At 59.5% G+C, this 10,517-nt stretch carries 8 protein-coding genes and 1 pseudogene; 5 read left to right on the top strand and 4 right to left on the bottom strand.

Annotated elements, in window-relative coordinates; genetic code table 11:
- Positions 1 to 17: 17 nt before the first annotated feature.
- Positions 18 to 934, bottom strand: a pseudogene (locus tag ALO64_RS22065) (LysR substrate-binding domain-containing protein).
- 318 nt (positions 935 to 1,252) lie between these two features.
- Between ALO64_RS22065 and aspA the strand changes: the two are divergent.
- The 3 genes from aspA to ALO64_RS22050 all read left to right on the top strand — a co-directional run bounded on the left by aspA (position 1,253) and on the right by ALO64_RS22050 (position 5,436).
- A complete protein-coding gene (gene aspA / locus ALO64_RS22060; protein ID WP_002555902.1) occupies positions 1,253 to 2,677 on the top strand; it encodes an aspartate ammonia-lyase in 1,425 nt (474 codons plus the stop codon).
- Between the two features lie 282 nt (positions 2,678 to 2,959).
- Positions 2,960 to 4,402, top strand: a complete 1,443-nt coding sequence (locus ALO64_RS22055) for an alanine/glycine:cation symporter family protein (protein WP_044343617.1) — start codon at positions 2,960 to 2,962, stop codon at positions 4,400 to 4,402.
- Positions 4,403 to 4,431: 29 nt separating this feature from the next.
- Entirely contained in the window at positions 4,432 to 5,436 is a 1,005-nt protein-coding gene (locus tag ALO64_RS22050) for an asparaginase (RefSeq protein ID WP_044343616.1), read from the top strand.
- 59 nt (positions 5,437 to 5,495) lie between these two features.
- Here ALO64_RS22050 and ALO64_RS22045 read toward each other — a convergent pair whose 3' ends face one another.
- From ALO64_RS22045 to pdxR, 3 genes are all read right to left on the bottom strand, one after another.
- Positions 5,496 to 6,383 (bottom strand): bestrophin family protein, encoded by an 888-nt coding sequence (locus tag ALO64_RS22045; RefSeq protein WP_044343615.1) that lies wholly within the window; start codon positions 6,381 to 6,383, stop codon positions 5,496 to 5,498.
- A 120-nt stretch (positions 6,384 to 6,503) separates the two neighbouring features.
- On the bottom strand, positions 6,504 to 7,715 hold the full coding sequence (locus tag ALO64_RS22040; RefSeq protein WP_002555906.1) for a YeeE/YedE family protein: 1,212 nt from the start codon (positions 7,713 to 7,715) through the stop codon (positions 6,504 to 6,506).
- A 54-nt stretch (positions 7,716 to 7,769) separates the two neighbouring features.
- Entirely contained in the window at positions 7,770 to 9,332 is a 1,563-nt protein-coding gene (gene pdxR, locus ALO64_RS22035; protein ID WP_044343614.1) for a MocR-like pyridoxine biosynthesis transcription factor PdxR, read from the bottom strand.
- Positions 9,333 to 9,422: 90 nt separating this feature from the next.
- Between pdxR and ALO64_RS22030 the strand changes: the two genes are divergently transcribed.
- Positions 9,423 to 10,061: an FMN-binding negative transcriptional regulator gene (locus ALO64_RS22030; RefSeq protein ID WP_004667158.1), complete on the top strand. Its 639-nt coding sequence runs from the start codon at positions 9,423 to 9,425 to the stop codon at positions 10,059 to 10,061.
- Entirely contained in the window at positions 10,058 to 10,504 is a 447-nt protein-coding gene (locus ALO64_RS22025) for a GNAT family N-acetyltransferase (protein ID WP_002555909.1), read from the top strand. The genes ALO64_RS22030 and ALO64_RS22025 overlap by 4 nt, the downstream gene beginning before the upstream one ends.
- The last annotated feature ends 13 nt before the right edge of the window (positions 10,505 to 10,517 follow it).

The following is a 10,517-nucleotide window of genomic DNA, read 5'->3' as shown; positions in this document are numbered from 1 at the left end:
ATCACAACAGGCCGTTTTTATGCTTCGCCCGGCGACGCTGCACTCTCAAGCTTGCGCCATAGCAGGCGCACATTGGCCTTGCGTACCAGAGCGCAACGGTAAAGGCGAATCTCCAGCGGCACATGCCACTGCGGCCCGCCACACACCACCAGTTCACCGCGCGCCAATNNAGTTCGGCGCGCACACTCAGTTGCGGAACCCAGGCGATGCCCAGCCCTTCCAGTGCCATGCTTTTCAGGCTATCGGCCATCGCCGTCTCGTAAACCGTCGTGAACCGCAGGTTGCGCTGACGCAGCAGCAGATTCACCGAGCGCCCGAGAAAGGCCCCGGCGCTGTAGGCAAGCAACGGCACACTGCCCTCGCCTTCCATATCGAATAACGGCTGCCCATCGGCATCTGCCGCACAGACCGGCAACATCTCGGTATGGCCCAGATGCAGCGAGGGGAAGATTTCAGCGTCCATTTGCAGCGCGGCGTCAGGATCATAGAACGCCAGCATCAGATCGCAGCCACCTTCACGCAACGCGTGTACGGCATCGCCAACGTTGGTGGCCACCAGCCGGGTGGCAATGTTCAGCCCTTCGTTACGTAGCTGGGCAATCCAGCGCGGAAAGAACCCCAACGCCAGCGAGTGTGCCGCAGCAACCTGCATCACCTCACCCTGCCCACCTTCCAGATGATGCAGATGGCGCACGACTTCGCCCAGTTGCTCGACCACGGTACGCGCGGTGACCAGAAACAGCTGCCCGGCAGCCGTCAGTTCGATGGGCGTGCGCGAGCGATTGACCAGGGTCAGCCCCAAGGCCGACTCAAGACTGCGGATACGCCGACTGAACGCTGGCTGAGTCACGAAACGACGCTCGGCGGCCTGAGAAAAGCTGCGGGTGGCCGCCAGGGCGCTGAAATCCTCCAGCCATTTGCTTTCCAGATTCATCAGGTCCTCCCGGACAATGGATGACTGCTTCGACAGGCGACTGCGCATGCCCTGCACCCACCCGGCTTGAAGCGACCGCAGTGGGACGACCGGCAACGCGCTGCGGATACATGGCCAGACGGCTCTGGCAAGGCCGCCGAAGCAGCGTCCGGGTGCGACATTTTGCCCCCTTTACGCACTTAACGGAATCCGGGTCACACCCTGATTATGCCGTTATTGCATAGGCCAGCGTTTAACAGCATTGGTCAAGACAGGGTGGGAAGCCCAATATTCGCGGCGTTCCGGCATTGTCCGTGCCTTTTTGAGACTTCTTTTATCATGTCCTCGCCTGCATCATCGCGCATCGAAAAAGACCTGCTTGGTGTTCTCGAAGTACCTGCCAACGCGTATTACGGCATTCAGACCCTGCGAGCGGTGAACAACTTTCACCTCTCAGGCGTGCCGCTTTCGCACTACCCTAAACTGGTTGTGGCCCTGGCCATGGTCAAACAGGCGGCAGCTGATGCAAACCACCAGCTCGGACACCTCAACGATAAAAAGCATGCGGCCATTAGCGAGGCCTGCGCCCGCCTGATCCGTGGCGACTTCCACGATCAGTTCGTGGTCGACATGATTCAGGGCGGTGCCGGCACGTCCACCAACATGAACGCCAACGAAGTCATCGCCAACATCGCCCTGGAAACCATGGGCTTCGAGAAAGGCGAATACAAGCACCTGCACCCCAACAACGATGTAAACATGGCGCAGTCGACCAACGACGCCTACCCGACCGCGATCCGCCTGGGCCTGCTGCTGGGCCATGACGCCCTGCTCGCCAGCCTCTCCAGCCTGATCCAGTCGTTCGCCGCCAAGGGCGAAGAATTCAACCATGTGCTGAAAATGGGTCGTACTCAATTGCAGGACGCCGTGCCAATGACCCTGGGTCAGGAGTTCCGCGCCTTTGCCACCACCCTGACAGAAGACCTCAACCGCCTGCGCAGCCTGGCACCGGAGCTGTTGACCGAAGTGAACCTGGGCGGCACGGCCATCGGCACCGGCATCAACGCCGACCCTGGCTACCAAAAGCTTGCCGTCGACCGCCTGGCGCTGATCAGCGGCCAGCCTCTGGTGCCGGCAGCCGACCTGATCGAAGCGACCTCCGACATGGGCGCGTTCGTACTGTTCTCGGGCATGCTCAAGCGTACTGCGGTCAAGCTATCGAAGATCTGCAACGACCTGCGCCTGCTTTCCAGCGGCCCGCGCACCGGGATCAACGAAATCAACCTGCCGGCACGCCAGCCCGGCAGCTCGATCATGCCCGGCAAGGTCAACCCGGTAATCCCGGAAGCGGTCAATCAGGTTGCTTTCGAAATCATCGGCAACGACCTGTCACTGACCATGGCCGCTGAAGGCGGACAATTGCAGCTCAACGTGATGGAGCCACTGATCGCTTACAAGATCTTCGACTCTATCCGCCTGTTGCAGCGCGCCATGGACATGCTGCGCGAGCACTGCATTGTGGGCATCACGGCCAACGAACAGCGCTGCCGCGAGCTGGTCGAGCATTCGATCGGCCTGGTGACCGCACTGAACCCCTACATCGGTTACGAAAACTCCACCCGTATCGCCCGCATCGCACTGGAAACCGGCCGCGGCGTGCTGGAACTGGTGCGTGAGGAAGGTCTGCTCGACGATGCCATGCTCGACGACATCCTGCGCCCGGAAAACATGATCGCTCCGCGTCTGGCCCCCTTGAAGGCCTGACAGGAAATGACCTGCGCACCAAGCTCACCAGATTGAGGGCCTAGACACCCCTCAATTTTTTGAGGGTCTGGGAGTGATTCTCCAGACCCTTTTTTTTGCCCGCAGCAAAGGGCTCCGACACTGGACCCAGAGCCTTCGGCACCCCACTTTGGCGGAGTAATCCGTGGAAGTATTCATTCATCGTCGCGAATGAAGAATCAGACGTCCAAGAAAGCGACTACAGACGTAAAAACTTTGCACCGGTATAGTGCGCCCCCTCAAAAGTAGCGAGGAATAACAAAAATGCTGGAAATGATTAACAACTTTCTCTCCGGTAAGGTACTTATCGTTGGCCTGGGTAGTTACTTCACGATCCGCTCGCGTTTCGTTCAGTTTCGACACTTTTTCCACATGTTCTCGGTTTTTCGCGACAGTCTGCGCAGCAGCGCAGGTCAGTTGAGTTCGTTTCAGGCCCTGATGCTCAGCCTTGCGGGCCGCGTCGGAGCAGGCAACATCGCAGGCGTCGGCATTGCCGTAACGCTGGGCGGTCCGGGCACCGTATTCTGGATGTGGGTCACCGCACTGGTCGGCATGTCCAGCAGCTTCATCGAGTGTTCACTCGCTCAGCTCTATAAACGCAAGGATTCCGAAGGACAGTTCCGCGGCGGTCCGGCGTTTTACATCCAGCACGGTCTGGGCAAGCGCTGGCTAGGTATGGTTATGGCCGTACTGTTGCTGGTGACCTTCGGTTTTGCCTTCAACGGCCTGCAATCCCACGCCGTGACCGACTCGCTGAAAAGCGCGTTCAACATCGACACCCAAACCACCGGCATCTGTCTGGTCGTGCTGCTGGGTCTGGCCTTCGTCGGCGGTATCAAGCGTATCGCGGCAATTTCCGACCTGCTGGTTCCAGTCAAGACCCTGATCTACATCGCGGTCACCATCTACGTCATCGTTCTGCAGATCGACCACGTTCCCGGCATGCTGATGACCATCGTCAGAAGCGCCTTCGGTCTTGACCCGGTATTCGGCGGCCTGATCGGCAGCGCTATCGTGATGGGCGTCAAGCGTGGCGTGTTTGCCAACGAAGCCGGTCTGGGCAGTGCGCCCAACGTGGCTGCCGTGGCGCATGTAGAGCACCCGGTTGCACAAGGCGTGGTTCAGGCGTTCAGCGTGTTCCTCGACACCTTCGTGATCTGCACCTGCACCGCCTTGCTGATCCTGCTGTCCGGTATCTACGACATCGGTTACGACGGCAACGGCATCGTTCTGGCGCAGAACTCGCTGGCCGCAGTGGTCGGTGACTGGGGCAGAATCTTCATCAGCGTGGCGCTGGCACTGTTCGTCTTCACCTCGATTCTCTACAACTACTACCTGGGTGAAAACAGCCTGCGGTTCCTGTTTGGCGAGAAGATCCAGACCATCATCATCTACCGTATCGCGGTGCTGGTACTGATCATGTGGGGTGCCGTCGTCGACCTGAAAGATGTACTGGCATTCGCCGACATCACCATGACCATGCTGGCGTTCGTTAACCTGATCGCACTCGCCATGCTGTTCAAAGTCGTCAAGCGCATTCTGAACGACTACGATGCGCAGCGTCGGGCGGGCATCAAGACGCCGGTGTTCGATTCCAGCCAGTTCCCTGATCTGGACCTGGACCGCAACGCATGGCCAGCCAATCCGACCCGTCAGTCGACACAGGACGCCGAAGCGGCCGCCAAGCCTGTACCCGAAGCACGATAACCAACGCGACCTTACGCCGGAGAACAACCATGACTGATCATGCACATAAACCCGCTCAGAGCGTCATGGTTCTTTACACCGGCGGCACCATTGGCATGCAGGCCAGCGCCAACGGCCTTGCACCCGCCTCGGGTTTCGAGGCGCGGATGGCCGGGCAACTGGCCGAGCACCCGGAACTGGTGGTGCCGCAGTGGCACTTTCGCGAGATGTCGCCGCTGATCGACAGCGCCAACATGACCCCTTCCTACTGGTTGCGTCTGCGCGAGGCGGTAATCGAGGCGGTTGAGGTCGACGGTTGCGATGCGGTGCTGGTTCTGCATGGCACCGACACCCTGGCGTACAGCGCAGCGGCGATGAGCTTCCAGTTGCTGGGGTTCAGCGCACCGGTGCTGTTCACCGGCTCGATGCTGCCCGCTGGCGTACCGGACAGCGACGCATGGGAAAACGTCAACGGTGCCCTGCTGGCGCTGGGTTCGGCTCTGGTGTCAGGCGTTCAGCTGTATTTCCACGGGCAACTGATGACGCCTGTGCGCTGCGCGAAAATTCGCAGCCTCGGTCGTCAACCGTTCGCACCGCTGCAACGTTCGCGTGGCGGTCATGCGGTGGTTTCGCTGCCCGATGCACTGAACTACCGGCAGGCGAAGACGCTGGCAGAGGTCGCCGTGTTGCCGCTGTTTCCCGGCGTCGGCGCAGCTCAGCTGGACGGTCTGATCAACAGCGGTATTCGGGGTCTGGTGCTTGAGTGCTTCGGCAGCGGCACCGGGCCAAGTGATGATCCGCAGTTTCTGGCCAGCCTGGAAAATGCACGAGCACTGGGTATCTGCGTTGTCGCGATTACCCAGTGCCACGAAGGCGGTGTCGAGCTGGATGTCTACGAAGCGGGCAGCCGCCTGCGCGGTGCAGGCGTGCTTTCCGGTGGCGGCATGACCCGTGAGGCAGCGCTTGGCAAACTGCATGCACTGCTGGGGGCAAGCCTGACGACCGAGGAAGTCAGGCGGCTGGTCGAGCTGGACCTGTGTGGCGAGCTGCGTTAAGCAGCTGCAATCTCTGCGTTATCCGAGGCGTTATGCACACGCGCAACGCCTCACCCTCTTTACGAAGCCTTGCTTTCTTCCTGCGCGCCCCTGAGCATCGAATCCAGATTGCGCTCGATGTTTTCGCACAACGCCGTCATCTGAATCTCATGTTCGCTGGCACAGAACGGGCTCTGCAGGTCGGTGCCAATCTTTTCGATGGCCAACAGCATGAAGCCCACCACGGTTGATGCCAGCGGCGTGAACCAGCCCAGAGTCTCCACCAGGCCAATCGGTACGATCAGGCAGAACAGCGTGATGAACAGGCGTGGAAAGGCGACATACGGATAGGGCAATGGTGTGTTGGCAATACGCTCCATACCGCCCTGGCAATTGGAGACGTCCACCATGGTCGACTCCAGACGCGCCAGACGAATGCTGTCCAGCCGCCCCGCCTGATACTCCTTGGCCAACAGCGCTGCGGAGGTGTTGAGCAGGTCGTTAGGGAAATTGTTGGTGTCGTGACGGCGCTCGAATTCCTCGCGGGGAATCAGCATCTGAATCTCGTCGCCACACTTGGCGCCTTTCAGGTGCGCGGACAGGCATTTCACGTAGGCGACATGGCGACGCAACAGCGTGGCCTTGACCGGGTTGATCCCGTCGTCATCCTCGACCAGCGTCAACACCTGCCGAGCGAAGCTGCGCGAACTATTGACCAGCGCGCCCCACAACGTTCGTGCTTCCCACCAGCGGTTGTAGGCGCTGGAATTACGAAAGCTGGTGAGGACCACAAGTGCCGAGCCCAGCAGGGTCAACGGCATGGAAGGCAACGTGATCTTGCGCTCCAGATACAGCATGAAGTCGACCGTGACGATCACATCCCAAATCAACAACCAGAAAAGCGACCAACCCACGTAACCGATGGTCTTGCCGAGAAAACGGATTTTCGAAATGATCGTTTGCTGCAAAAGAACTACCCCATCGAAAAATAAGCGAATCGCAGGCTGACATCTGCCGCATGGCCTTTGAATGCCAAACCGGCAGATGGTTCGCAAACGACCCGCTTTATCTTGGGATTACAGACTTCCTCAGCAGCCAGTCAGCGCCACTTGCGGGCGTTCGCCAGCAAAGAAAATCGGCCTCAAACGCACGCCGATCACGTTACCGGCGTAGGCTGCAACCAGCCATAGCCAGCCGTGCAGGCTACCCGAGGCAATACCGCTGAAGTACGCGCCGATGTTGCAGCCGTAGGCCAGTCGAGAGCCATAACCCAGCAGCAACCCGCCGATGACCGCAGCAACCAGCGAGCGCGTGGGAATGTCCAGGCTCGGCGCAAAACGGCCGGCCAGCCCTGCCGCCAGCAAGGCACCGAGCATGATGCCGATGTCCATCACACTGGTGACGTCTTCCCACACCGGAGCCGCCAACGCCTTGGCATTCGCCGCGCTCTGCCAGAACACCCAGCTGCCGACGTCCACACCCAGACCACTGGCTACCTTCGCGCCCCATAGCGCAAACGCCGAGGTGATGCCCCACGGACGACCCGCCAGCGCCAGTGTTGCGTAATTGAGCAGCGCCAGCGCGACAGCGCCCCAGACCAGAACCCATGGCCCGCGCAGCACCCGGCTCAACCCACGATGGTCAGTGGTAACCGGCGTTTCAAGCTGTCCATGACGCCGCTTTTCGAGCTTCACGGTTATGAAAGCGATCAAGGTGAACAGAGCGAGATTCACGATCAGCGCAGGCAATACGCCGAAGGTCTTGACCACCGAAACTGCCGGAAACGAAGGCAGGGCCAACCACCAGTCGACGTGATGGGTCGCAATCAACGAACCGAGGATGAAAAACAGCAGCGTCACCAGCATGCGTGCATTGCCGCCACCTGCGGTGAACAACGTACCGGACGCACAGCCACCGCCCAGTTGCATGCCGATACCGAAGATGAACGCCCCCACGACGACCGAAATTCCGACCGGCGCAACCAGTCCGGTAACGGGCTGACCGAACAGCGTGCCAGCACCCAGCGCAGGGAAAAACAGCACCACAGCCACCGCCAGCATGACCATTTGCGCCCGCAAACCCGCACCGCGCCGCTCACGGATAAACACCCGCCACGCCGAGGTGAAGCCGAATGCCGCGTGATACAGCGTCACGCCCAGCGCTGCACCAACGATCCACAGCATTACCTGGCGGGTGCCGACACTGAGCAGCAGAAACTGGGCGCCCATCAGCAGCAGGAACAGCGCAGCCAGCGGCGCGCCGAACTTGCGTCCGGGTGTTGCAGTAAGAGAGTTGTTCATGGGTATCTCAAGGACAAGTAACAGAAAGTGCAGATTATACGCCTGCCAGCGGGACTACTCGGACCAGGCCTTGCGCAGCCTGTTCAATGCATCGGCAATCTCGACCTCGGGCACGGCGGCGAAACCCAAAACCAGCCCGGCGCGGTTATCCACAGGCTCACTGAAGTCGGGCAGCCAGTAATCACTCAAGGCATTCATCTCGACGCCAACGCTACCAGCCTTGGCAATCAGTGCCTGCTCACGCGCGACACTGTCTACCTTGACCATCACATGCAGCCCTGCAACCACCCTGGGCATTGCAGCGCACCCTGCTATGTCGGCAGGCCAGTTATCCAGCAGCGCATTGCGACGACTCAGCGCCGCGCGACGCATACGACGGATGTGTCTTTGGAAATGCCCCGACGCAATGAATTGCGCCATGACCGCCTGCACGCCAATCTCGGTATGGCGCATGTCTACCGCCTTGCGCTGGCTGAACAGGCGGACAAGTTGCTCAGGCAGAACCAGATACCCCAGGCGCAGCGCCGGAAAGGCGACTTTTCCGAATGTGCCGACATAGAGCACTCGACCACTCTGCTCCAACGCAGCCAACGGGGCCAATGGCGAACCGCTGTACCGATACTCCCCATCGTAATCGTCCTCGACAATCCAGCTCTGGTGCCTCTCGGCCCAGGCCAGTAACTCCAGGCGCCGTGCCAGGCTCATGACTACGCCAGTCGGGTACTGATGCGAAGGGGTCACATACGCCAATCTGCAATCGGCCTGCTCAAGCTCGGCGCAACGCATGCCCTCGTTATCCACAGGCACGCCGTGCAATCGCGCACCTGCCAGTGCAAACGCATGACCCGCCGCGCGATAGCCTGGATTTTCCACAGCAACGCTATCGCCCGGCGTCAAAAGCAACTGTGCACAAAGGCTGATTGCATGTTGCGCGCCGCTGGTGATCACAATTTGCTCAGCCGTGCAGTGCAACCCACGCGATGAACGAAGATAAACGACAATCAACTCACGCAGCCGCAAATCTCCCGCAGCGGGGCCGTAACCCAGCTGAGCAAGGTCCGGCTTGCGCCAAAAGGCCGTATACAGCTTGCCCCACAAGGCAAATGGAAAAAGATCGAAGGCTGGAACGCCTACTCGAAAAGCCCGCGGCCTACCCGTCGGCGGCTCGTGCAAATGATGCTTTTCGAGCAGCACGCGTGTCGCGCTGTGGATAACTTCATCGGAACAATTCGACGGCATTTCCGCCGCAATTGTGGACAAACCTGTGTGTAACCCTGTGGATACACCTGTGGGTAAGTTGGTGGATAGTTTTTTACGGCTTGGCCGTCGAGGCGCAGCGCTTCGTTCAGACAGCTGCGCAACATACGTACCGTCGCCAACGCGCCCTTCAATAAAACCCTCGGCATACAGCTGGTCATAGGCCCGTATGACGCTGTTACGGGAGATGCCCAGTGAATGTGCCAAATCGCGACTGGCGGGCAGACGCATGCCGCCACTCAAGCGCCCATCCAGCACTTGCTGGCGCAAAATCTCGTAGAGCTGCTTGCTCAAGCCGTGATTCGGGTCCAGCTCAATGCCGGTAAGCGTGGGTGGAAACGCGACAGGGGCGATGGGCATGAATTGGTCCCATGAAAATTATAAAAAATGGATCTTACATCAGACCAATACCTTGCCTACGATCGTTTCATCAGCCAAGGAACATGGACCATGTACATACCTGCTGCCTTCAAGGAAAACGACACGCTCAGCCTGCACGAGCAGATGGATCAAACTCGCCTGGCTATTCTTGTTACACAGGGTGAAGAAGGATTGCACGCGACTCACTTGCCGCTGCTGTTGCGCCGCGATGAAGGCCCGCACGGCACGCTTTACGGGCATCTGGCCAGAGCCAACCCACAGTGGCAGCAGTTGAACTCAGGTGTCGAGGCGCTGGTGATTTTTCCCGGCGGCGATGCCTATGTGAGCCCGTCTTTCTACCCGAGCAAGGCAGAACACGGCAAGGTTGTACCTACCTGGAATTATCTGGCCGTGCATGCCTATGGGCAGGCCACGGTTTTTACCGATGCAGCGCAACTGCACCAATTGCTGGCTGACCTGACCCATCGCCATGAATCCAGCCGCCCGCAACCCTGGTCAATCGAGGATGCACCTGCGGACTACATTGCAAAAATGCTGGGGGCGATTGCAGGGTTTGCAATTCCCGTGCAGCGGCTGCAAGGCAAACGCAAACTCAGCCAGAACCGCAGCGCTTCGGACATGGCCGGTGTACGCGACGGCCTCGCAGCAAGCGAGAATGCAAACGACCAGCAAATCGCTCGTTTGATGAGCGCAGGGAGAACGTTTTGACCGATGTCCGGATTCGCGTCGTTACTGTCAACGACCATAAAGCCTGGCTGCCGCTATGGCAGGCCTATCTGCGCTTCTACAATACCGAGCTGGACGAAAGTGTCAGCGACGTCACCTGGCAACGCCTTGTGGATTCGCACGAGCCGACCCACTCGGCGCTGGCCTGGCTGGATGGCGAAGCGGTGGGCATGGTGAACTTCATCTACCATCGCTCCAACTGGAGCATCAACAATGCCTGTTACCTGCAGGACCTGATTGTCGCGCCCGAACAACGCGGAACAGGCATTGGCAGGCAGCTGATCGAGTTTGTTTACGCCACGGCCAAGTCAGACGGTTGCGACAAGGTGCATTGGCTGACCCACGAAACCAACGCCACGGCCATTCAGTTGTACGAAAGGATTGCCGAACGACCTGGCCTTATACAATTTCGCAAAGCGCTCTGAAACAGGAAGTGAT

The sequence above is a fragment of the Pseudomonas meliae genome, from assembly GCF_001400515.1.
GTDB classification, from domain to species: domain Bacteria; phylum Pseudomonadota; class Gammaproteobacteria; order Pseudomonadales; family Pseudomonadaceae; genus Aquipseudomonas; species Aquipseudomonas amygdali.
Note: the sequence above shows the minus strand (reverse complement) of the source record. Positions and strands in the feature narration are given on the sequence as shown.

Coding starts and splice junctions, on each gene's coding strand:
- aspA (WP_002555902.1), top strand. CDS start 1,253: ATGTCCTCGCCTGCATCATCGCGCATCGAAAAAGACCTGCTTGGTGTT.
- ALO64_RS22055 (WP_044343617.1), top strand. CDS start 2,960: ATGCTGGAAATGATTAACAACTTTCTCTCCGGTAAGGTACTTATCGTT.
- ALO64_RS22050 (WP_044343616.1), top strand. CDS start 4,432: ATGACTGATCATGCACATAAACCCGCTCAGAGCGTCATGGTTCTTTAC.
- ALO64_RS22040 (WP_002555906.1), bottom strand. CDS start 7,715: ATGAACAACTCTCTTACTGCAACACCCGGACGCAAGTTCGGCGCGCCG.
- pdxR (WP_044343614.1), bottom strand. CDS start 9,332: ATGCCCATCGCCCCTGTCGCGTTTCCACCCACGCTTACCGGCATTGAG.
- ALO64_RS22030 (WP_004667158.1), top strand. CDS start 9,423: ATGTACATACCTGCTGCCTTCAAGGAAAACGACACGCTCAGCCTGCAC.